Origin of the sequence: Larkinella sp. C7 (genome assembly GCF_006149005.1) — a bacterium.
In the GTDB taxonomy this organism is placed as follows: domain Bacteria; phylum Bacteroidota; class Bacteroidia; order Cytophagales; family Spirosomataceae; genus Larkinella.
In genome coordinates this window covers 549,888-572,357 of record NZ_VBSL01000003.1, presented here as the reverse complement: position 1 = coordinate 572,357, position 22,470 = coordinate 549,888, and the positions used below count along the sequence as shown (strand labels likewise).

Sequence of the window (22,470 nt, the reverse complement as noted above, 5' to 3'; positions counted from 1 at the left end):
AGGGGTGTGTCTGGAAACGGCACGCCGTGAATGGCATTAAGCCTGAACAGGGCTGGACTTCCTTCCCTCCTTCAAAGGTGGTTTTCAGGCAGAGGAAATCAGGAAGCTTGTCCGAACTGACGGAGCCTTCCTGATAGTCGTTTTGGGTTCCCCAGCGTTTCTCTCTACCGCTTCACCGTTGCAGCGGCCGGCGTTGCTTCCAGCACGCGAACCGGTCCCAGCAGCCCCGACGGCAACAGGGGCGAATCGGCCCGGTAAAAGGGCATGGTCGTGAACGTAATCTTGCTGGTCACAGCGGCTTGAGCCTCACCGATCAGGCGATTTACCCAGAGGTTCGTAACCTTAATCTGTACGGTATTGCGACCGGTTTTCAGCGCCTGCGTGATGTCGATGCGGAACGGTTTTTTCCAGACAGTACCCACGGTTTTGCCGTTAACAATCACCTCGGCGATGTTCTTCACTTCGCCCAGATCCAGGAAGTACGATGCGTTTTTCGTCACTTTCGGCACATCGAATGCGTTTTCGTAGGTCGCCGTACCGGAGAAGTATTTAACGCCCGGATCGGTATTTTCCGTTAACGACGCCAGTGTGTTGAACGTAGCCTGCGCGGGAGCGCCCCGCCCCTCCTGAAAGGCAACTTTCCAGGCACCCGCCACGCTGACAACGGGTGATTCCGTGACGGCGGGTTTGGTGTAAGAAGTTTCCGTCGCCTTGTCGCGGAAAACGATGAAATATGCTTGCCACGACTCGAATTGGAGCGGTACAATGGTACGTCCGTACTTGATCTGGTACGACACTTTTTCCGTTTTGCCCGTCTCGGGATTCCACAATTCCGGCACTTTGCCCGCTATCCGGAAGCTGACGGTGGCCGCGTTCGGGTTGTCGCTGCGGTTGTCGAGCCAGTAGAGGTCAACGTCGGCGGTTTGGCGGTGTACATAGAGAATGCGGGCCCTGGCTCCGGAAATGTCTACATCTTTCGGAACGTTCATCGCGCTTAACACCGCATCCACCGGTTTGGTCGAGACATTCGGATGGGTCCAGATCTGGTTCACCAGCGCGGTAAATTCCGCCGGGTTGTCGCTCAGACTCGGGGAACGCTCGGGCTTGACACCCGCCACGTGCATACCGGCTTTAACCAGTTCACCGAGTTTTTTCAACACGGGCAACGTCATGGTTCTTGCCGACGAATCCAGCACCATCAGGCGGTATGGCTGACCGCTTGGCGTCACCATCTTTCCGCCCTCCACCCGCAGCGCGCTCTTCACCACCGTGGCATTGGCAAAATCAAAGGCATAACCGTCCGGAATGGTGGGCAGTTTCTGGGTACATAGCTGGGTGATGTTGTTGTTCTCGCCATAATAATACAATACATCCACGACCGGTTTACCCTGCTGGAGCAGGAAGCAACTCCGGCCCAGGTACCTCATCCAGACGTTGGCCTGTTCGGCCCAGGTTTCCTGCCGGGTAAAGTATTGCCCGAAAGGCCCGAGCGAAAGGCCGGGCTTTTTATCATCCAGCGGCTGATGCACCGACGTGTGTACCACGAAGCGGTTTAATCCCGACGCCATTTCCAGATCGGCGGTGCGCTTCAGTTTCTCAGGATGCCAGCTAAACGCATTGCCAACGGAGGTCATCGACTCGGCAGCGACCAGATTCTGTCCATAAATATGCGCCACCGAAGCCGCTTCCCGAATGTCAGCTTCGCTGCGAACTTCTTCGTCGGCGCCACCGGCCAGACTACCCGGCGTCCACATGGCCGACATCGGTACCTCGGCTTTACGCTTCACGTCCATGCCGTCGGCTAAATAAATCCGGCCGCCTTCGTGCGACTCGGTATACCGTTTCATGCCCCGGGCTTTCAGCGCTTCGCCAATGACTTCGTAGTGGTTTTCGACGATCAGTTCACCGATGGTTTTCCGGAAATCCCACAGAAATTTCTCGCTGGCTTCGGCACTATTCACCACCCGGCCCGTCAGCACCGGAAGCCAGGGTTTGAGGTCGTATCCGCGTCGTTTCAGAAACTCGTCCGGCATGGCTTTGGTCCAGGTCATGTGACCCGCTTCGTAGCTATCCAGCACCATGTATTGCAGCCCCTGCGCGCCCAGCTGGCCCCCGGTGGCCTCTTTATACATATCCAGATAGGCATCGATGTATTTCCGAACGGCCACGTTGTCGAGCTTGTCCACTTCCAGTCCGGTGGCTTCCGGCGAAGCGGGGTGGTTGTTGCGGCCCGTCAGTGAATAGCCCAGTCGCATGACCACCCAGTCTCCACCGGCCGGAGGGGTCCAGTTCAGCGTTCCGTCGGTACTCATTTTGGCGGTCAGATCCACCACATCCTGGGTCGGAATGGCGTCGGCGTCGGTTTTTATGAGCGAGTGTGTACTTTCTTTCCACGGATAAAAACCGGCTTTTTCTTCAAACAGGTCCACACGGTCGGTGTTGTGCAGCACCAGTTCCGCCACCGGCACCCCCTCCGGTTTACCCGGAGCCGCACTTCCGCCCATCATGGCCGCAAACGGATTGCCCTGCGGTTCCAGGGTTTTAAACGTAACCCGGAAGTACTTGGCAGTGGTGGGCCGAATGTTCATCGTGTTCTGGGGAACCGTACTGCCCCGGATCACCACCACATCCCGGAAATTGACACCGTCGTCGCTTACTTTCAGCGTCCGGTTGTCGGGTGCCCCTCTGAATTCGGCCAATGCTCCCCCGCTGGTAGCGCCCACAATCGTAAACGCCTTGACCGTCTGCAGGCTGTCAAATGCATACTGAATCCACATGTCCTGACCCACTTCCATCGGTGGCAGCATCGTGGTTTTTGCCAGATCACCGTCGGTCAGGTCGGCGAGGCTGAACGTTCCGCCACTGGCGGTGATTTTTGGATTGAGCGAAGCCAACAATTTCTCAGCCGCAGGCAGGCGATAGGCGATAACCGCAGCATCGGCGTAATAGCTTTGCGGTTTTCCCGCCGAACCCCCGAGCATGGCGGCACCGAGCGGTACGTTCTGGAAATTGCCGGTGGTGTTCGGCGGTTGGGGAAGTTTCCCCGAAAAGGGCTGGCCACCCGGAACGCGGGTTTCCGTCCAGACGTATTTTTTCATGCCGTCGCTGGCGGGCACCCACGGGCCACCCGTCACGCTCCAGCCCGGCGAACCGGCAATGGCCATCTCCAACTGGAGTTTCTGGGCCAGATCGGTGGTGTGTTTGAAGGCGTCTTTCCAATCGGGGGTCATGAACACCAGTTTTTTAGGCGTTACAGCGGGCGTAAACAGACTGGCGTCGAAGTTTTGAAAACCGCCGATGCCGACGCGGCTCATCCACTCCAGGTCTTTGGTAATGCCTTCTTTGGTGATGTTGCCATTCATCCAGTGCCACCACACGCGGGGTTTGGCGGTATTGGGCGGGGTTTGAAAGCCTTTTTGGAGCGCTGAAGGCTGCGCAAACGCCAAAGCCGGGAGCAGCCAGGCCAGAACCGTCATTTTTTTCATAGAGATTGGTCGTTGGGTGATCAGGCGGTGAGCCATACGGACTCTTCCCGGTGCGAAAAGTCAACAAGGGTTCATTATTACTTGATCATTTCCAGGACTTTCGCTTTTTGCCCCGTTCCCTTCATTGATAGCGGTTTTGGCGAATCGCCCCCATTGCGTGGTGCAAACTGGCTCCCAGGTGCTTCAGAAACAGCGGTTCCGAAAAGCTGGCGCAGGCACAAAGTGCCCGGGAGTTTATCGAAAAAAATGGTCTCGTTGTTGACGACGACAACTGGCTGTTCGAACGAACGTTGTCGATTGGTTATTTTGCTCTGGTGAATATTGAAAAGGTGTGGCTAGGAACTGGACCAGCAGAATTTTGCAAAAAAGCTCGTGAGTTTGGGGCTGATCAGGAAACGGGCGGAACAGCGGGCTATTGGTCCTCACCGGCATCTGTATCAATTTGAGAAGGAAGCCTATGAGGAGGCCCTGAAACTGGGGATCGTGCATACCTACCAAGAGCGAATGCGCCGGGCGTACGTCCCTTCGCAGGTATGCCGACCGTTTTTTTACTTCAGACTTTTCAGGGTATTTTTCAAATCCTGCACTTCTCTGGACGTATTATCGAAGCGGTTAAACAGGGTGTTGGCGTTTTCAAACTCCTCATAAAAGGCGGTGTTGGCATCCCTATCCACTGATAATGCCGCCCCGTTGAGGGTGATGCCCGCAAACAGCCCTTTGCTGCGTGAATACGAATAGACTTCGGCTTCCAGTTTAGAATCCGTGCTGGCGGTTGAACTTCTTCCCATCGGCCCGGCCGCGACTGACAAATCACCGCCGAGCGTGAAACTCCCGCTGCTCATGTCGAGCAACGTCTTGCTGCTTTTAAAAACCAGCACTAAATCCACCGCCTGAACGCCGATCTGGAAGCCAAAGCTTCCGCCCGTTAAGGTTACAAAAACCGGGTCACTCCAGTCGCCCTGCTTATTCCTGACCAGCGCAATGCCTTTGCCCCTTTTCCCACCCACCACAAAACCGGCATTGATCAGTTTGGGAATAATGACAATTCCTTCCGAAAGGTCCAGAAGTTGCCGGGGTATGGCTTCCTTCATCTGGCTAAATTCCGTTACGATTGTATTGGCCGCTTCGAGTTTGGCGGACTCTTTCTGAGCGGGAGTTCCAGAATTCGGCTGGGCCATCGACGGGATCGATGCGATACTGAACCCACTCATCAAAACGGCGAGAACGGATGCTTTTAAATTCATGATGCTTTCAAGTGTAAAGTTTACGGTTTGCCTTGATCCTGAAACGGATTATCCGGCAACCGATCGGTGGTTGTATACAAAGAGATCCTTTTTTGTAGTCAACGAATCACAACCGGACGCTAGTACCCGGTTTTCTTTTTTAACGGAATTTAAGAACCGAAGTGAGGCCCACTGGTTGATGACCCGGCTGGACGGCAATGGGCAGGTCGGAAGAGAATCTTCGAATTGCTCGCTTATTGTGCAATTTTTAACGGCTTTCGTACTAAATTGGGCCGTTAACTGCCCTGTGGCTCCTAAACCGTCATGAAATCCGTTTTCTTATTCCTAATTCTTATCGTTTTCTCTTCTGCCAGCTTTTTTCAACGATCCCAAACGGGGTCGTCCAGGCAACCGCCCGGCACAGGCAAACCATTGCGCATTAAACAGGATGCCAAATCCGGTACGATTTCTGTTTTTCGAAGCGACGGCCAAAAGCCGATCGTGGTTCAGAATGCGAAGCCCGATTTCCGGCCTTACCTCCACCCCATCACCGCGCCCGATGGCAAAGGCATTCTGACCGAATACAGCCCCGGCCATCACAAGCACCAGACCGGTTTGTACTGGGGCTTTACCCGCGTCAATGGCCGGGATTATTTTCACCACCCGCAGGGCGACTACTGGCGCCGGGTTTCGGCCACGGTGACCAAAGCCACCGGAACCGACGTCAAATGGCAGACGGTGTATGATTTGCTGGACGAAAAAGGCGAAGCCGTTCTGCGGGAAACCCAGAACTGGACAATGCGCGAAAAAAACGGAAAATTTCTGCTGGATCTGGAATGGAAAGGCAAAGCCATCACCGATATTACGATTGGCAAATACGATTACGGCGGGCTGTTTCTGCGGATGCCCTGGCGCGAGGGCATCAAGGGCGAAGTGATTAATGCGGCCCGGCAACGCAACGAAAAAGCGGAAGGCCAGCGCGCCATGTGGGTCGATGCCGGGATGCAGGTGGAAGGCCGGACCGACCTGGCCCACATCGCCATTTTCGACCATCCGGAAAACAAAGGCTATCCCCAAACCTGGCGGGTCGACAACCAACTCGGCATTGGCCCCGCCCGCGCCCGAACCGGCGACTGGAAAATCGAAAAAGGTGATACGGAAACCATCCGCCATCAGGTCGTCGTTTACACCGGTGAACTGAACGATGTGGAACTGACCAAAACCTGGAGTGAGTTCAGCGGCAATACTTCCATGTATAATACCTCGACGTTGTGGGGCCTTGCTCAGAAAGAAGGTCTGGAAGCCAAATTCCTGACTCCGCAGGCAGCGGTCGAAAGCATGACGATGCCGGAAGGATACAAGGCCAACGTCTGGGCGTCGGAGCCGATGATGACCCAACCCATGGCCTTCTGCTGGGATGACCGCGGACGACTCTGGGTGGCCGAAAACCGCGATTACGAATCACGCGGACACGGTTTTTCCAAAGCCGGGAACAGCCGCATTCTGATTCTGGAAGACACCAACGGCGACGGCGTGGCGGATAAACAAAAGGTTTTTCTGGATAGCATCGCGTTTCCCTCAGCCATAGCCGTGGGGTTCGACGGCCTGTTTCTGGGTGCGCCCCCCAACCTGCTCTTTGTGCCGGATCGCAACGGCGACGATCGGGCCGATCAGAAAGACATTGAGGTTCGGCTGACGGGCTGGGGCATCCGCGACCGGCACGAAACGCTGAACAGCCTGCACTGGGGGCCGGACGGCTGGCTCTACGGTTTGCAGGGATTTGCCACCCCGTCGAAGGTTCGGAAACCGAACGGCAAGGGGAAACTGTATAAACACAACGATCCGTTTCCCGAAGACATTCTGGAGGGCGAAGGCGTCGACATCAACGGGGGCGTCTGGCGGTATCACCCCACCAAAGACCGGTTTGAGGTCGTGGCGCACGGCTTCAGCAATCCGTGGGGCATCGACTACGACGCGAAGGGCCAGCTTATTATGACGGCCTGCGTCATTCCGCACCTCTGGCACGTCGTTCCGGGCGGTATTTACCACCGGCAAGGCGGGCAGCATTTCAACCCGTACGTCTACAATGACATCAAAACCATCGCCGACCACAGCCACCGTTCAGCGCACGGCGGGGCGCGGGTGTACCAGTCCGATGCCTTTCCGGCCTCGCAGCAGGGCCGGATTTTCATGGCGAATATCCACGAGCACGCCATTCTGGCGGATGTGCTGGAACCCAAAGGATCGGGCTTCGTCGGGCATCACGGGGCCGATTTTTTGCAGGCCAACAACGCGCAGTGGGTGGGTTTCAGCATGGAAGTCGGACCGGATGGCGGGCTTTATGTGCTGGATTGGCACGATGCAGACATTTGTGGGAAAGAAGTTCTGAACAGCGAAACCGGTCGGATTTTCCGGATTATGCCCAAAAACTCATTGGCTGAAAACTGGACGGGGCGGTATTCGGACCTAACCAAAATGACCGATCAGCAGTTGGTCAATCTACAAACTGTTAAAAGCGACTGGCACGCCCGCCGGGCGCGGGTTATTCTACAAAACCGGGCCGCAAAGGGGAAACTCGACGGGCAAACCCACGCGCAACTTCGCCAGCTCTTCGAGACGAATGCCAACGCCGACTGGCGGCTCCGGGCCCTCTGGTCACTGCACATCACCGGCGGTTTTGATGAAAAAGCACTCACGAAAGTCCTGGACGACAAGGACGCCTACGTTCGGGCCTGGGCCGTTCAGTTGTTGTGCGAAGACAAGGCTCCATCAGCGGGTGTTCAGGACAAAATGGTTCGGATGGCCCGCGAAGACCCATCGGCAGTGGTACGGCTTTATCTGGCGTCGGCCCTGCAACGGGTTGACACGGAATCGCAGTGGAAAATCGCCGGGGAACTGATGGCCCACGGTGAAGACAAGAACGATCACAACCTGCCCAAAATGATCTGGTTCGGTTTTGAACCGCTCGTCAAATCAAATCCGGCCCGGGCGTTAGACCTCGCGGCCCGTTGCGAAATTCCGATGGTGGCCCGGTTTATTGCCCGTCGAATCGTGGATGCCGACCAAACGCCAACGTTGATTACGGCGCTCGGAAAATCGCCCAAAACGCAGGTGAGCCTGCTGGAAGGCATGCGCGACGGTCTGGAAGGACGCACGGATCTGGCAACCCCGGCCAACTGGAAAGCCGTTTACACTAAACTAAAAGCCAACCCTAAAACCGCCCCGCTCGCCCAGCAGGTGGCCCAGCAATTTGGCGATACGGAAACCGCCCGGAAGTCGCTGGTGACGCTGAAAGACCGGAAAGCGCCCCTCGACCAACGGCTCAAAGCCTTGAAATCCATTGCGGGCCAGCAGCGGCCCGAACTCATGGCCGAATTGCCCGCGTTGCTGAACGAGCCAACTCTGCGCAGCGAAACCATCCGGGCCATTGCCGGTTACGACCGCGAACCGCTGGGCGAACTGCTGCTGGCCCGGTATGCGGATTTCAGTCCCGCCGATAAACTTCAGGTGGTACAAACGATGTCGTCCCGCCCGAAATACGGCTGGCAACTGGCGCAGGCGTTGAAAAACAACAAGATTCCGAAACGGGATGTACCGACCTATGCCGCCCGGCAGTTGCTGCGGGTGGTGGGCAGCGGTTTTGTCGAAATCTGGGGACCGATCGAGCAGCACGGTATCGACGAAAAAGCCTATAACCGCTACCAGAAATTGCTGAGTGACCGGGCATTGCTGAGTGCCAACACCGTTAAAGGTCGTCTGGTTTTTCAGCGAACCTGTGGTCCTTGCCACAAGATGTACGGCGAAGGCGGCAGCATTGGGCCGGATATTACGGGCTCAAACCGGGGCAATGTGGATTATCTGCTCAGCAATATTCTCAATCCGAGTGGCGAAATTCAGGACGACTACAAGATGGTGGTGGTGACGACCCGCGACGGGCGCACGTATTCCGGAAATGTGGCCGGCGAAAACGAACGGCAACTCACCCTGCGCGTGGTGGGTCAGGATGCGGTGGTCTTGAACAAATCCGATGTGCAATCGCGCGAAGTGACGCCCAATTCCATGATGCCCACCGGTTTGCTCGATGCCCTGACGGAAGATGAAGTCATCGACCTCGTGGCTTTCCTGCGGACGACCACGCCGGTGAAACAGGCGAAAAAGTAACGTCATCCAGGGGTCCTTCATGGGGTTTTCCAAACGAATGGTTCATTTTATCCCGAAGGGATCAAACAGCGCTGCGTCGGTAGGTAGCGATGGGCATTTCGACCGCTGCGTGCCTTTGGGTACGCGACCGATGTTGGGAATTGTTGCGTGCCCATAGGCACGCGGGGAACGCGGAACAACCTAGCTGGCTACCGACGCTGCGCTGTTCAGCCCCTGACGGGGCAAAATGCCCTGGTTACTAAAAGACGTTACCCGAAAAAAATAGATTACGCTTCGACCGCCTGTAGTTTTGTCAACTGGTTGGCAGCCGCCAGCATATCGACTTCGCGAAAGGGGGCCGCCATGAACTGAAAACCGATGGACAACCCGTTCTCGTCGGTGCCGTTCGGAATGGAAATAGCCGGGCAACCCACGACGTTGGCCTGCACCGTAAAGATGTCGGCCAGGTACATTTGCAGCGGATCGCTGGCTTTCTCCCCAATCCGGAATGCCGTTGTGGGCGTTACGGGGGAAGCGATCAGATCATAATGGGCAAACAGGGCGTCGGTTTCATCCTTGATCAACCGGCGAACCTGCTGGGCTTTGGTGTAATACGCGTCGTAGTAACTGGAACTGAGGGCAAAGGTGCCGAGGATAATCCGGCGACGGACCTCATCGCCAAAACCGTCGGTCCGGGATTTTTTGTAGAGTGACTCCAGATCCGTGACGTCGGGGCTGCGGTAGCCAAACCGGACGCCGTCGAAACGGGAAAGGTTGGAACTGGCCTCGGCGGTGGTCAGAATGTAATACGTAGGCAAAATGTGTTTCAACAGCGGAAAATCCACCGGTTCGACGGTGTGCCCCAGCTCGCGCAAACGATCCAGAGCTTCCTGCGTTTTCTGCCGAATGATGGGATCGACGCCTTCGCTTTCAACCCCTTCACGCAGGTAGCCAATCCGCAGGGTGCGGTTTATCGTCAGTTGCTGGCTATACGCCGGGATGTCATGCCGGCTCACGGTGCTGTCGAAGTCGTCGGCGCCGGCCATGATTTCCAGCAGCAAAGCCGCATCTTCGACGGTATGGGTAATCGGGCCGATGCAATCGAAGGACGACGCGTAGGCAATCAGCCCCCAGCGCGACACCCGGGCGTAGGTGGGTTTCAGCCCCACCGTGCCGCAAAAGGCCGAAGGCTGACGAACCGAACCGCCGGTATCGGACCCCAGCGACGCCAGACACAACCCCGCCTGAACCGCCACCGCCGAACCGCCCGACGAACCACCCGGCACCCGGTCGGGATCATCCGCATTCCGGACCGGCCCAAAGGCCGAATTCTCGTTGGACGAGCCCATGGCAAATTCGTCGCAGTTCTGACGGCCAATGATGATGACGTCCTCGTCGATGACCCGCTGCACGGCAGTGGCCGTAAACTGCGACACAAAACCGTCCAGAATCCGGCTCCCCGCCTGAACACCATGCTGGTTGTAACAGAGTACATCCTTGATGCCCAACACCATGCCGGCCAGCCGACCCGCCTTTCCCTCTTTCAATTTCGCATCTACTTCATCCGCCCGCTGCCGCGCTTCGTCGGCATACACTGCCACAAACGCATTCAGGTGCTGGTGGTCGTCAATTCGCTGGAGGTAATGCTCCACCAATTGGCGGCAGGTAATTGATCCAGTGGCCAGATCGCGCTGGATGTCAGAGAGGGAATCGTACGGTTTTACGGGCATAACAAAGTACGGCTGGTAGAAAAAAAGAGACAACAGAACGACCGTTCAGGCCGAGCTGTTGTCTGAATTTCTTTTGAAATGATAAAAAGGAACGTAAACCGGGTCGCCGGAGCGATATTAAATGATGAATGTAAAATGTAAAAGTAGATTGCATTCCGAAACTTTTACATTCATCATTTAGCATTTTACATTTAAGATTCCTTTACAGGGTACCATTCCTTATTTCACATTCGTATCGCGAAGTCCTTCTTCGATGTTTTCGCGAACGTCTTTGGTAGCGTCTTTAAATTCTTTAATGCCTTTGCCAAGGCCCTTCATCAGGTCAGGAATCCGTTTTGCACCGAAGAATAACAGGATCACCAGACCGATCAAAAGAAGTTCTGTTCCGCCGAGTGAGCCTAAAAATGCATAAATTGTGAGTAATGCCATGATAGTATGAGTTATGAGTGTATGCAGAAACTCTTTACAAAAGTAACGATTATTACGAAATTATTGTGTACTAAAAAAAACGATTTCACCCAATTTTAATCGATGACGCATGATTGCGCTCCCACTCGGTAAACCGGTTGATATCGTCGGATATGGAACTGACCAGCCACAGAATCAGGGCAATGTCGTCGGTCATGCCCAGCACCGGCAACACGTCCGGAATAAAGTCGAGTGGCGACACAAAATACACCAGCACCGCCACCATGCGCAGCAGCGTTTTTCCGGAAATGGCCCGGTATTCGCCTTTGGCATACGCCCGCACCATCCGGACCAGAATGTTGATCTGGTCTTTGGCCGCCGAATAACTGGCCCCTACGCCCAAAACGCGGGTTTTCTCGGCCACACGGTGCAACAAATCTAGCATACTCTTCCCACTTCGGGTATACCGGGACGCTTTTGCGGTGGAGCGCCGGAAGAAAAATGAACTCAGGATGGCCGTTAATAAGCGACGGTTTGCCATAGTTTGATGTTATCTAAAGTCCCTGGATAGCTGGACACCCTAATAACACATTTTCTACCCCAATTGTCTTATTCTGTAAAAAAAAGCTTCTATTTACAGTACCAGTGTCCCCCGGCTCTCCTATTTTTGTACCGTTCAAAACAGTTGTCAGTTAATAAACCATTAACTCTATGAAAATTACCGTAGTAGGTGCCGGGGCCGTCGGAGCGACCTGTGCCGATAACATCGCCCGACGTGAATTAGCCGAGGAGGTTGTGCTCCTGGACATCAAAGAGGGTCTTAGCGAAGGCAAAGGTTTAGACATGCTTCAGGCGTCTACGTTGTTGGACTGTGACGTCAAAATCACCGGTTCCTCCAATAATTACGAATTAACCGCCAATTCGGATGTTGTCGTGATTACATCGGGGATTCCGCGCAAGCCGGGAATGACCCGTGAAGACCTGATTGGTACCAACGCCAACATCGTGAAAGGCGTTACCGAAAATATCTTAAAACACTCTCCAGACGCTATTTTCGTCATCATTTCCAATCCTATGGACACGATGACGTACCTGGCGCTGAAGGCATCCGGACTCCCCAAAAACCGTATAATCGGATTAGGAGGAATTTTGGATTCGGCCCGTTTTAAAACGTATCTGTCGCTGGCGCTGAAGTGTTCGCCCAACGATTTGCAGGGCGTGGTGATCGGCGGACACGGCGATACGACCATGATTCCGCTGACGCGTCTGGCGACGTATTCGGGGGTTCCGGTCAGCCAGTTTCTGGATGCCGAAACGCTGCAAAAAGTAGCCGCCGACACGATGGTGGGCGGAGCGACGCTGACCAAACTGATCGGCACTTCGGCCTGGTATGCACCCGGAGCAGCCGGTGCGGCCCTGGTCGAAAGCATCGTTCGCGACCAGAAACGCGTCATTCCGTGCTGCGTTCTGCTGGAAGGCGAATACGGCCAGTCGGATATCTGCCTCGGTGTGCCGGTGGTCATCGGCCGCAATGGCTGGGAAAGCATCGTGGATTTCGACCTCAACGAAGACGAGCAGGCGGCTTTCAACAAGTCGGCCGACGCTGTTCGGAACATGAACGACATTCTGAAAACGCTGGACCTGTAAAAAATCCCGATAGTCGATATGAAAAAAGGACACCATCACGGGTGTCCTTTTTTCATATCGACTATCGACTTCTGCCAAACTCAGGATTTGATCGTTATTTCCAGGGTACGCCCGACGGCATTTCGCGGGCTTTTTCCCCAGGCTCCCAGGTCATAGGCTACATACACTTTATTATCGGTCTTCATCTCCTCGATGGCCATATAATGGGTGGTCATGACACCGGAGGTCATCCGGACCACGTTAGGCCAGGTTTTTCCATGATCCTGACTGAACGCCAGGTAGTTGCCATTCCAGGAATGCTCCGGGTACTTCCAGCACGCTTTCTGGGGGACGCGAATGCCGAATGCCGCCACCAGCAAGCCACTTCGAAGCTCAATCAGGTCAGGGTCCACCACCGCGCCCCGGAGTTCGTCAGGATTACCCTCATCAAGCGGTTTTCCTTTGGAGTCGGTTTTGTTTCGGAGCCAGTCGACCCAGAGTTCCGTTCGGTAAATATCCAGCCCGGCAAAAATCCGGGGCTGGTGGGGGCTCCAGGTGGCTCCGTTGTCATCCGAAAATGACTCCCGCAGTTCACGACCGGTCCGCATGAAACAGAGCAGTCGCCCGGCATTGGGTCCCTTGCTGATCCGGGCAATGACGGGTTCATCGAGTCCTTCCGTGCCGATGTCGGGGCCAACGGCGATGGTGGCGACCTGTTTCCAATGCTTTCCTTGATCGGTTGAACGCACCAGCAAAACCCGGGTCTTCATCATACTCGGCATGTACGTCGAAGGCGTCCGGTCTTCTTTGGTCCACCCGTAAAAAGTGGTCAGCAGATCCCCGTTGGGCATTTCCAGGATCCGGCGGTGCAGTCGCTGCGCTTCGTGCGGGTGGCCGCCGTCGTCTTTGGAAGCGTAAAAATCAGCGCCGGGCAGATCGAACGGAACATCCACGGGTCCTGTTAGCGTCTGCCAGTCATCCCGGGAGGTATACAGTTGGCCCAGCCCCTGCCCTTCTTTTTTTCCCGGTACAATGTACGTATCCAGCGCGACCAGCGTCCCGTCCTTCAATTGAATACCGCCCCCTTCCAGATTCACCCCATTTTCACCGGGCTTCAGCGGAATGTTCGTCCAGGTTTTGGCGTCATCGCGGGAAATGTACGTTCCCATTGCCCGTTCGTAGTGCATCCGGGGCGAGGGAAACGGTTTTTCCGGCAGTTGCGCCTGAACGATGATCGCGCCGGTTTTGGTCACCAGCATGAATGGCTGCAATCCTTTCGGGACAATCACCTTTTCTTCACCAAAGCTCAGCCGTAACCGACCGTCCGCTTCCACCATTTCCGGGACATTTTCGCCAGGCTCGGCCAGACGAACGGGTTCCGTTTCAGCAGCAGACCGTCCCCATTGCTTCGGCGTTAAAGCGGCCAGCAAAGCGGTTTTTTGCAGAAAATTCCTCCGCGATGAGCTTCCGGTAGCGTTTATTTCCATCGTGTTCGTGTTTCTAAAATGCTTTCATGGACAAAGTTAGATGCCACTCTCTCAGCGTTCTACTACTTTTATTTTCAATTGTGATATTATTCTTCTTTTTTGAATCAGGCCTGTACTGGATAGCTTTTGGGAAGCAGCTCACCAACAACTTTAACATTTCTTTAACCTTCTTTTACAGGCTCTTGACAGACGCCAGGGTAACGGTCTTTAGCTTTGCTGAAATCCTTGAAAACAAGAATAGCAATGACTAAACCCGTATACGTTTGCACTTTATTGATGCTTGTTTTTTGCGCTTCCTGTAAAGGAAAAGACAAAACTGACCTATCAACTGACCTATCAAAAGATACGATCAAATCCGAAACCAAAGACACAGTCACTTCCCGGGTGCCTAATAGTATGGTTCGGAATATAAAGCAAGCTAGAAACGGAGACATTTTGATTGCCTCATGGAAGGGTGTTTTTCGATACGATGGAAAATCATTTACCAATATAACAAGTAACATACCTTCGCCCAGCTTCTGGGATGTCCTGGAAGATCGAAAAGGAAATCTTTGGTTTGCTACCAGAGATTCAGGTGTCTATTATTACGATGGGAAATCCTTTCAGCATTTTACAACAAAGGATGGGCTTGCCAGTAATCAAGCTCTTCATATTTATGAAGATAAAACCGGTAATATTTGGTTCGGAGCAAGCCGTTACGATGGGAAATCCTTTCGAAATCTTACCACAAAAGATGGATTTCCCAGTAACAGTATTCGTTTACTCCTCGAAGACAAAACCGGCAAGCTTTGGTTTGGTGCACAAGGAGAAAACATGTTCGTTTATGATGGAAAAACATTTACCGTTTTAAAAAACAAAGATGGCAAGGCGTTTAACAACGTTTGGTCAATAATCGAAGATAAAAAAGGAAGCATTTGGTTTGGTGACGTTGATGGTCTTTGGCGCTATGACGGCAGAACCTTTACCAAGGTATCGCAGAGGGGGGCTTATGCAATAATCGAAGATAAAAAAGGAAACATCTGGACTACCGGTGAAGTGAATCCGCAGGTCTGGGCACTATCACGTTATGATGCAAAGTCCTTGTACGATAAAGTGCCCACTGTAACCGAAATAGTGTCAGGAGGACCAGCTCTTTTGGGGATTTTGGAGGCTAACGATGGAAGTATTTGGTTTGGCGGTCTGGGGGCCATGAGTGGCGTGTATCGTTATGATGGAAAGACCATCACGGACTTTAAAAGTAAAGAGGATCAGAAATAATGTGTCTTGCTGATTTTAAAATCATTTGTCAATTATTATCATTTCTGGAGTATGAACTACAAGTTATCAATCACTTACTTAGTTTTAAGTATTGCCCCTTTTTTCTTCGGTTGCGGTGGAACTGTAAAAGAGGATAATAAAAACAATGCATCCGTAAGCTCCGTATCCCGGGGACAAAAATATAGTATAGATACGACAGAAAGTGTTATAACATGGAAAGGTTCAATGCTATTTGATATTGACGAAGAACACGTAGGGTATATCCATCTATCAAAAGGAGAGTTGATGATTGAAAACGACCAGCTTATGGGTGGTACAGCTGAAATAGACATGCATTCAATAGAATATAAAGACAAGGCAAGTAAAAACACGCCTGTTAAACACTTAAAATCGCCTGACTATTTTGATGTCGAAAAATTCCCCGTTTCTACAATCGCCATTAGCAGGATTGAATCATTGAGAGGTCACACTATAGTTAAAGGTGATCTGACCATTAAAGGGGTCACACAACCGGTTACTTTTCCGGCCAGAATGGAAGTTCAGGATGGAATTGTAAAAGCGAATGGCAAGTTGATTATTGATCGGACAAATTGGGGTATCCGTTACAGATCAGGAAAGTTTTACGATAATTTAGCGGATCAAACGGTTTCGGATGATATCGAACTCCATATAAAGATCGTAGCACGAAAATAAACACCTGAATCCTTTTTTGCCGTCGCATCAAAAAGAGCGGTCTTTCGAGCCGCTCTTTTTGATTTTTATCCTTGGTCGCTTAAATGAAGACCTGGTATTGCAAAACGAGCTGACCACGCCGTCCCTGCGCGTCGAGCTGGCCGGTGGCCGGAAGCGCGATGTAGTACGGGCGGTTTTGATAGTCGAGCGTGATTTTGGAGTTGTGGCCCTTGATCAGCCAGTTCAGGCCGAGGTTATAAACACCCATGCTTTGGTTCACCCGGTCGTAGTTGCCAATTTGGGCCTGCGCGTAAGGCATCAGCGTTCCGTGGTTGCCCAGCAAATCCTGCCGGAACAGATACCCGACCTGCGAATAAATCACACTACCCGTCCCGAACATCGGAAACGCATTGCCCTGCGTCCCGCCCAATCCGCCAACCGACTGCGTGGTGCCGCTGGCGGGGTTCATGATGCCGTTGTAGCGCAGGTAATTTTTGCCGTAATCGAGGTTGAAATACCCGAGGTACGCACTGATGGCGGAACCCTTCGCGCGATTGACCGGCATGTCCAGAAAAGCTGCTACGGACCACAGATTCAGGTTCTGGTAAACCGTATCGGTCGCCGTGGCGCCGGTATGCCAGACGGCGTTTTTCTGCGAAATAAAACCGGCTTCGAGGTTGACAATTTTCTTTTTCCCTAAATACGTACCCGTCATGTAGCCCGGCGTCTGGTTGGCCTCTTTGTCGAAAAACTGGTACAGCAACAGGCCCTGAAACTGCTTGGTGTGGCCTTTCAGCGCAAAATTGGCGTTGGGCCCCAGCGCCGGAGGTGCCGCCCCGTTGGTCTGAATCGGGAACGGATCGCTGATGGCCACCCGGTAGTCGAACCGACCGACCTGACCCCGGGCGTACAGACTCAGTTTCCGGGCAAACTCGTCGGTTTGATCAACGGTTGCCTGGGCAAAAACCGGCACATCCATCGACAGGATCGAACTGACGCCGGGCTGCGTGAAGCGCGACAAGCCGTTCACAATGGTTAAACCGCCCCCGATTTTCAGGTAATCCCTATCCTTGAAAACCAGGTATTCTGCCACGGCATCGTGAAAAAATGCCTGCACTTTCCGGTTTGAAACCGTTCCGGTGGTGTTGAAAGCGGGAGATGCATTCAGAAAATTGAAGTTGTTCATCCCAAACTGAAAATACACCAGAACCCGGTCGTTGATTTGCCCGAATAGCTGAATCCGGGTCCGGCGCAAGCCAATATCGAACGTCTGGTCTTTGGGGTCACCGACAACCGTCGTGCCGGGGTTGCTCTGGTTAAGCCGCAACCAGGTCTGGTTCAGAAAAGTGACTTTAAAAAAATGGGAACCCGACTCGTTCAGGTTGTATTTCAACTCATTTTTCTCCGGTACCGGTTTGGGTGGGGCGGTTTTGGCCGAAACCAGCGAATCGGCGGATGGTTGGGCGAAAATCGAATGACTGCTTACAAAACAAAGAATAGCTAGTATTTTTCTCATCAGGAGGTGGTGTAAAGGATGTGAGAGCTGAGACAAGAGAGAAAAGACTCTTCTCTGTACTTGGTCTTTTCTCTCTTGTCTCAGCTCTCTTTTCCGAAAAAAACAAAGACCGAACCCCCAAAAGTAGGCGGTTCGGTCTTTAATTTCTGCTAAAATGTGATTTAATACGGCTGAAACCGTACTAAAATGCGTTTAACGCACCCACTCGCAGGCGGGTTCGCCCAGCAACGACTCCAGCCACTCCTGACCGGAATCGATGGGCGCTCCATCCGGCGCAGCCAGGACGGACGGGGCAGGCACCTCCGCTGGGTTCTGCTCATACTGTTGAATCAGGTGCAAGATCAGGCTATAGGAAGTGGCGCTTGTCTGGGCAGGTCTGTCCAGCGTTTTGATGCGCAACACCGACCGATGGGCCAGATCCCGAACCGCTCCGTTGGCCTCTTTGTTCTGGGCCAACGCGATGAGTTGTTCCGCTACCTTCAAACTAGTCATGTGGTTAATTTCTCCAACATAGCCTTTATCAAAGGGTCGTTTGTAAACCGCTTTAAGGAGCTGATCAAGAACCTCTTCCAAACCAAGTTGGGCCGGATCGAAGGCATTCTGGTGAACCAGCCGGGCGCAGCGTTCCGGATTGAGCATCATCCGCAATGTCATTGAAACAGCCGCTTCGGGTGGAGCCAGCGGATCGAATGTCATGCCCGTCCGGCGTTTGAACACCTCCCGCGAATTGGGACTGTACCGGAACGGCCTTGGTGGAATGGATTTTAACAGGAAGGGCGGTACTGACAAAACCTGTGGGTTAAGCGTAGACAGCAGGGCATCCAGCGCCCGGCGTTGTTCGCTCGCCGGAACCACCGACAGAACCGGTTGGCCATCGCCCCGCAACGCATTGGTATACGTTTGTCCACCCAGCACCTTGGCAGTCGCTTCGACCTGGTACCGGTGGAACAGATACATCGGCACAAAAACTTCTTCCAGCGTTGCCATCGGCGTTCCCGCCGGAATTTTCTTTTCGTTAAAATGATCCAGCGCCACCCGCCGAACCTCCATGGTGCGCTTCAGTTCATCGACCGCATTGCCGCCATTGTCCCACAAGTGCGTGGCCGGGTGGGCGCTGCTTTCGGGCCGGGCGTCCTGATCCGTCAGAAATGTCAGCCCTTTGGCGTGCATCTGCTGAACGATTTTGTTCAACTCCTGCTTCTCGTTGGTTCCCGCCGGAAAATCCTGGTAGCCCCAGATGATGCTCCATTTGTCGTAGTCGCCAATGCTCAGCGTGTAGGCATCCGACAGGTCGATGGCCGCGCCTTTCACTTTGGCCACCATCGTTGGATAATCCATCACCGACGCTCGATTTTGGGTGCTGGCAATGTAGTTGTGCGGCAGTCCCAGCGTATGCCCCACTTCGTGGGCGGCCAGTTGCCGCAGCCGGTTGAGCGACATCTGCATCATTTCGGATACGTGCGACGTATCGGTGTCGAAGTTGCCGACCAGTCCCTGCGCAATCAGGTAATCCTGCCGAACCCGCAGCGAGCCCAGCGTCACTTTTCCCTTGATGATTTCACCCGTTCGCGGGTCGATGATGCTCGCTCCGTAAGACCAGCCCCGCGTGGAGCGATGCACCCACTGAATCAGGTTGTAGCGAATGTCCATCGGATCGGCATCGGCCGGCAGCAATTTCACCTGAAACGCATCCTTGTACCCGGCGGCTTCAAACGCCTGATTCCACCAGGCCGTGCCTTCCATCAAGGCCGTGCGGATGGGCTCCGGGGTACCCGGATCGAGGTAATAGACAATAGGCTTAACGGCTTCGCTGACAGCCGCTTTCGGGTCTTTCTTTTCCAGCCGGTGCCGCGAAATATACCGCTTGATGATCGGCTGGCTGACGGGCGTTGCGTAATCGAAATATTCAATACCGCCGTAGCCGATGCGCGGATCGAACTCCCGGGCTTTATAACCCGCTTCCGGCAACTGAACGAAGGAATGGTGCTGCCGCATCGTTACGGCAGTTGGCGTCGGCACCACCGAGCGCAGGTACGCACCGGGCGTGTCGCCGGTCAGCGTAATGGTTACTTCAAACTCGGTATTTTGCGGAAACGATTTGGAATGCGGCAGGTACATCGCGCAACGGCTTGCATCGAGCCGGAAATTTCCCTGGCGGGTCTGGCTGATGGCCTGCACCGCTCCCACCGCATCGAGCATCAGAAACGGCGTCAGATCGACCAGCACCCGCCGACCCGTCGGACCGCTTTCCTCTTCGGCCACAATGTCAAATCCCCAGTGCACCGACTGCGCAAACGACTCTTCGACCGCCCGGCGTTCCAGAGCGTCGCTGGTGATGGCGCGGTATTGGTAATTCGGTTCGACCATCAGCACCTTGGGACCGGTGCGCTGAAATTTGACGATGTGTTCCTGGCCCAGCCGCCCCCGATCGAGACCGATGTCGTTGGAACCGATGCCCGACGCCAGGGTCGGGTAGTAGAGGAGTTCCGTATCGAACTTGTCGATTTCCAGCCAGATCTTCCCTTTTTTGGCATCCCAGTAAAACGTCATAAAACCGGGTTGCTTTTCCATGCCTGATGTATAGGAAGCAATGGTGGGCGGAGTGCCGGTCGAAGCGGTCTGGGCAACCGCCGAAGTAGTGAGGAAAATGGTTAATGCGAGGAGTAGTTTGTTCATAAAGTGCAGGTTCGTATTCTTGCACTAAATATAGAAAAGGGATGGCTCTGAACCCAGAACCACCCCTTTTTTTAACCACTTTATTCAAATACCGGCGATATTTCTCCTTTTTTTACTTCAATTCAAACGTCACTTTCACCTGTGCCGGTATCCGGATCGTCTGAGGAATATCGAGTAAGTTGCCGCCATAACCGACGCGTACAACTTCGTCCATCGCACTAAGTCCAAACCCTCGCTGCAAAACCGGGTCGGTTTCCTCCGTATCGCGCACACTCAAAACCGCGCCCAAGGTCCGTCCGGCTGCTTTGGCCAGAATGACCGCTTTTTCGCGGGCCACTTCAACAGCTTTTTCGAGCACCAGATTTTTGCTGGTCTCCTGTTTGGTCGAACGATAACCGGCCTGAAACCGGTTGAATCCGCCATTGATCAGCGCCAGTTGCAAATCCGGATACCGTTCCGGTTTATTCAACTCAAAAATGATTTGCTGATTGGTGATGACCTCCGGCTTCTGTTGGCCATTCTGGTAGATCGTCACGTCATTTTTCTGAACCTGCAGTAAGGTATACCGAATCTCTTTCTCGTCAATCTGGTAATCTTTCAGTAACTTCACTAGCCGTTTTTCGGCAGCCTGGTGTGCAACATACGCTTTCCGGGCGTCGGACGGGTCCGAAAATTGCAACGTGACCGTGATGCGAACCTGATCGGCCGGTAATTCAAGCTCCGCATCGCCCAACACCACAATCCGGTTTACGGGCAAGTCCGGCGTTTGTGCAACGGCCGAAGAAAAAAGACTCAACACGCTCAATACAAAAAAACTAAGTTTCCGCATGGTTATAAAAGATTACTTGTTGTTAACCGTTTTTGAATAAGTGATCATTTAGTTATTTTTGATTGCCCAAAACCATTCACACCTCACACTCGTTTTAAGATTCTCTGGATCAACCTGGTAATGCGTTATTTTATTCTTTTGATGTTCCTGGGCCTGATTGGTCTGCACGGTTGCAAGGTTCCTTCGGGAAAACCGGATGATCCGACTACGCCCGTCACCACCGTGTACAAAATCAAAGCCGGTGGCAATTACGCCGATCACAACGACTTTTCGTATACCGCCAAAACGACCTTGTCGTTCAGCGTCATTTTCGACAGTTCCGCCGTTTATACCAACAAAATCCCCGAAAACCAGCACGACATCAACAAACTATACGGTTTTTCGGACTGTAATGTTCAACACAACACCTCCAGCGCCCGGTTTGGCTGGAACTGGCGGGACAAAGCCCTCCGGATTTATGCCTATTGCTACCGCAACGGCGAACGCGTTTCGCAGGAACTCGGCACCGCTGAGCTTAACAAGCCTGCTGATTACCAGATTAGCATCGTCGGCGGCAACTATGTCTTCACCTTCAAAGGAAAGGAAACCACCATTGCGCGGGGCTGCAACATTGTGCAAAGCAATCAACGCTACCGGCTCTATCCCTATTTTGGTGGTGACGAACCGGCTCCCCACGACATAATCATTTCAATTACCGAAAAGTAATCATTCCAATCCCGGTATTTGCAGCAAACGGTTCGGATCCGGGCAGATCGCCAGGTACCGTTCCCGATCCGCCAGCGAACAAACACCCGGAAAGTCTCCCGTATGACCCCATAAATCGGTCATCAGTTGGAAGTGCAGGTGCGGAGGCCAGTCGCCGTTCTCCGGATACGGGCCAATTTCAGCGATTTTCTCCCCGGCCCTGACAGGCTTTCCTACCCTTAAACCCCGCAGCGACGAACGGCTGAGATGCCCGTAAAGCGCAAAAAGCGGTTTTTCATCCAGCCGGTGTTCGAGAATGATCGTAGGGCCGTAGTCGCCGAAATGATTGTTATCCTGAAAACTGTGTACCACGCCATCGAGCGGGGCAAAAACCGGCGTTCCGGCTTCGGCCCAGAGGTCGATTCCCAAATGGATGCAGCGGGATGCTTCAGCCTGGTTAAAGTGCGGACTGCGCCGGTAAATAACCCGGTGTTCGTTGTAACCGCCCACGCCCACCACGGCACCCTGTCGGCGAAGTTTCCCAAAAACGTAATCGGTAAAAACCGCCGTATTGGTGAGATCAATACCGTCCAGTTCAGGATTGTAGGCGGTAAAATCCAGAATCAGATACGGATCGGTGCGAAAATCGAAGGGCAGAATCATAGCGCAAAGTTGGTCAGTTTCGGCAATAACCGTACAACTTTTGGGAGATTCCAGCGTATCCTCTATATTTAATG

At 53.5% G+C, this 22,470-nt stretch carries 15 protein-coding genes; 5 read left to right on the top strand and 10 right to left on the bottom strand.

Annotated features, from left to right (window positions below; all coding sequences use genetic code 11):
• Positions 1 to 164: 164 nt before the first annotated feature.
• Together FH871_RS10530 and FH871_RS10520 are read right to left on the bottom strand one after the other, a co-directional pair.
• Positions 165 to 3,485 carry a glycosyl hydrolase gene (locus FH871_RS10530; protein WP_138991387.1) on the bottom strand — a complete coding sequence of 1,107 codons (3,321 nt, stop codon included), beginning with the start codon at positions 3,483 to 3,485 and terminating at the stop codon, positions 165 to 167.
• Between the two features lie 548 nt (positions 3,486 to 4,033).
• Positions 4,034 to 4,729, bottom strand: coding sequence for a lipid-binding SYLF domain-containing protein (locus tag FH871_RS10520; RefSeq protein ID WP_212768212.1), 696 nt, complete (start codon positions 4,727 to 4,729; stop codon positions 4,034 to 4,036).
• 303 nt (positions 4,730 to 5,032) lie between these two features.
• Here FH871_RS10520 and FH871_RS10515 point away from each other — a divergent pair, with 303 nt between their 5' ends.
• Positions 5,033 to 8,869: a PVC-type heme-binding CxxCH protein gene (locus FH871_RS10515; RefSeq protein ID WP_138991386.1), complete on the top strand. Its 3,837-nt coding sequence runs from the start codon at positions 5,033 to 5,035 to the stop codon at positions 8,867 to 8,869.
• A gap of 266 nt (positions 8,870 to 9,135) precedes the next feature.
• Here FH871_RS10515 and gatA read toward each other — a convergent pair whose 3' ends face one another.
• The 3 genes from gatA to FH871_RS10500 all read right to left on the bottom strand — a co-directional run bounded on the left by gatA (position 9,136) and on the right by FH871_RS10500 (position 11,527).
• A complete protein-coding gene (gatA, locus tag FH871_RS10510) occupies positions 9,136 to 10,578 on the bottom strand; it encodes an Asp-tRNA(Asn)/Glu-tRNA(Gln) amidotransferase subunit GatA (protein ID WP_138991385.1) in 1,443 nt (480 codons plus the stop codon).
• Positions 10,579 to 10,797: 219 nt separating this feature from the next.
• Entirely contained in the window at positions 10,798 to 11,007 is a 210-nt protein-coding gene (locus FH871_RS10505; protein WP_114408458.1) for a twin-arginine translocase TatA/TatE family subunit, read from the bottom strand.
• Between the two features lie 85 nt (positions 11,008 to 11,092).
• A complete protein-coding gene (locus tag FH871_RS10500) occupies positions 11,093 to 11,527 on the bottom strand; it encodes a YkvA family protein (RefSeq protein ID WP_138991384.1) in 435 nt (144 codons plus the stop codon).
• A gap of 170 nt (positions 11,528 to 11,697) precedes the next feature.
• Here FH871_RS10500 and mdh point away from each other — a divergent pair, with 170 nt between their 5' ends.
• Entirely contained in the window at positions 11,698 to 12,633 is a 936-nt protein-coding gene (mdh, locus tag FH871_RS10495) for a malate dehydrogenase (RefSeq protein ID WP_138991383.1), read from the top strand.
• Positions 12,634 to 12,713: 80 nt separating this feature from the next.
• Here mdh and FH871_RS10490 read toward each other — a convergent pair whose 3' ends face one another.
• Positions 12,714 to 14,099 (bottom strand): sialidase family protein, encoded by a 1,386-nt coding sequence (locus tag FH871_RS10490; RefSeq protein ID WP_138991382.1) that lies wholly within the window; start codon positions 14,097 to 14,099, stop codon positions 12,714 to 12,716.
• Between the two features lie 243 nt (positions 14,100 to 14,342).
• Between FH871_RS10490 and FH871_RS10485 the strand changes: the two genes are divergently transcribed.
• Positions 14,343 to 15,356 carry a two-component regulator propeller domain-containing protein gene (locus tag FH871_RS10485; RefSeq protein WP_138991381.1) on the top strand — a complete coding sequence of 338 codons (1,014 nt, stop codon included), beginning with the start codon at positions 14,343 to 14,345 and terminating at the stop codon, positions 15,354 to 15,356.
• Between the two features lie 51 nt (positions 15,357 to 15,407).
• Positions 15,408 to 16,049 carry a YceI family protein gene (locus FH871_RS10480; protein ID WP_138991380.1) on the top strand — a complete coding sequence of 214 codons (642 nt, stop codon included), beginning with the start codon at positions 15,408 to 15,410 and terminating at the stop codon, positions 16,047 to 16,049.
• Between the two features lie 79 nt (positions 16,050 to 16,128).
• Here FH871_RS10480 and FH871_RS10475 read toward each other — a convergent pair whose 3' ends face one another.
• The 3 genes from FH871_RS10475 to FH871_RS10465 form a co-directional block, all read right to left on the bottom strand.
• A complete protein-coding gene (locus FH871_RS10475) occupies positions 16,129 to 17,544 on the bottom strand; it encodes a hypothetical protein (RefSeq protein WP_229317187.1) in 1,416 nt (471 codons plus the stop codon).
• Between the two features lie 192 nt (positions 17,545 to 17,736).
• Positions 17,737 to 20,220, bottom strand: a complete 2,484-nt coding sequence (locus tag FH871_RS10470; protein ID WP_138991379.1) for a zinc-dependent metalloprotease — start codon at positions 20,218 to 20,220, stop codon at positions 17,737 to 17,739.
• 112 nt (positions 20,221 to 20,332) lie between these two features.
• Entirely contained in the window at positions 20,333 to 21,049 is a 717-nt protein-coding gene (locus FH871_RS10465) for an SIMPL domain-containing protein (protein WP_138991378.1), read from the bottom strand.
• 120 nt (positions 21,050 to 21,169) lie between these two features.
• Here FH871_RS10465 and FH871_RS10460 point away from each other — a divergent pair, with 120 nt between their 5' ends.
• Positions 21,170 to 21,754 (top strand): hypothetical protein, encoded by a 585-nt coding sequence (locus FH871_RS10460; RefSeq protein WP_138991377.1) that lies wholly within the window; start codon positions 21,170 to 21,172, stop codon positions 21,752 to 21,754.
• Here the strand turns inward: FH871_RS10460 and FH871_RS10455 are convergent, their stop codons facing one another.
• Entirely contained in the window at positions 21,755 to 22,396 is a 642-nt protein-coding gene (locus tag FH871_RS10455) for a peptidoglycan DD-metalloendopeptidase family protein (RefSeq protein ID WP_138991376.1), read from the bottom strand.
• Between the last annotated feature and the right edge of the window lie 74 nt (positions 22,397 to 22,470).

Bases quoted from the DNA above. Each gene is read 5' to 3' on its own strand.
- FH871_RS10470 (WP_138991379.1), bottom strand. From the start codon at position 20,220: ATGAACAAACTACTCCTCGCATTAACCATTTTCCTCACTACTTCGGCG.
- FH871_RS10475 (WP_229317187.1), bottom strand. From the start codon at position 17,544: ATGAGAAAAATACTAGCTATTCTTTGTTTTGTAAGCAGTCATTCGATT.
- FH871_RS10460 (WP_138991377.1), top strand. From the start codon at position 21,170: ATGCGTTATTTTATTCTTTTGATGTTCCTGGGCCTGATTGGTCTGCAC.
- FH871_RS10490 (WP_138991382.1), bottom strand. From the start codon at position 14,099: ATGGAAATAAACGCTACCGGAAGCTCATCGCGGAGGAATTTTCTGCAA.
- FH871_RS10465 (WP_138991378.1), bottom strand. From the start codon at position 21,049: ATGCGGAAACTTAGTTTTTTTGTATTGAGCGTGTTGAGTCTTTTTTCT.
- FH871_RS10485 (WP_138991381.1), top strand. From the start codon at position 14,343: ATGACTAAACCCGTATACGTTTGCACTTTATTGATGCTTGTTTTTTGC.
- FH871_RS10520 (WP_212768212.1), bottom strand. From the start codon at position 4,729: ATGAATTTAAAAGCATCCGTTCTCGCCGTTTTGATGAGTGGGTTCAGT.
- gatA (WP_138991385.1), bottom strand. From the start codon at position 10,578: ATGCCCGTAAAACCGTACGATTCCCTCTCTGACATCCAGCGCGATCTG.
- FH871_RS10480 (WP_138991380.1), top strand. From the start codon at position 15,408: ATGAACTACAAGTTATCAATCACTTACTTAGTTTTAAGTATTGCCCCT.
- FH871_RS10505 (WP_114408458.1), bottom strand. From the start codon at position 11,007: ATGGCATTACTCACAATTTATGCATTTTTAGGCTCACTCGGCGGAACA.
- mdh (WP_138991383.1), top strand. From the start codon at position 11,698: ATGAAAATTACCGTAGTAGGTGCCGGGGCCGTCGGAGCGACCTGTGCC.
- FH871_RS10455 (WP_138991376.1), bottom strand. From the start codon at position 22,396: ATGATTCTGCCCTTCGATTTTCGCACCGATCCGTATCTGATTCTGGAT.
- FH871_RS10515 (WP_138991386.1), top strand. From the start codon at position 5,033: ATGAAATCCGTTTTCTTATTCCTAATTCTTATCGTTTTCTCTTCTGCC.
- FH871_RS10500 (WP_138991384.1), bottom strand. From the start codon at position 11,527: ATGGCAAACCGTCGCTTATTAACGGCCATCCTGAGTTCATTTTTCTTC.
- FH871_RS10530 (WP_138991387.1), bottom strand. From the start codon at position 3,485: ATGAAAAAAATGACGGTTCTGGCCTGGCTGCTCCCGGCTTTGGCGTTT.